Raw genomic sequence first — 382 nt, 5'->3', positions numbered from 1 at the left:
AAAGGCATAGCAAAGCCGTAAAGACTGTGCCCAGCACATCTCAAGGTTTAATTGTCTAAGTTTTAAGTAATAACGAGCTAAAGCCTGAAAAAGCCTTACGGCGATCAAGCTGCGTTAAATGTTTTAAGCTGTGTTGTTATAGCTTTTGGCAAAGGTTGCCAAGAAATAATGGATGTGCAAAGCCAACTCCTTATATATGGAGTTCTGCCAAGACATTAGAATTATGGTGGCAGAACGAGCAAGGGTTCGCAGACTGATAGTAAAGAATCAGCACACCCGAAGGTGTCCCTCACTCGTCCTACCGCAACAAGCGAGGGACGATCGATATACACAAGAATACTCCTCAGAAGGAATAATCTGATGCACTTTACTAGACGGTCTG

It is taken from the genome of Acinetobacter sp. GN11, assembly GCF_054823985.1.
This window is presented reverse-complemented; position numbering follows the sequence as displayed.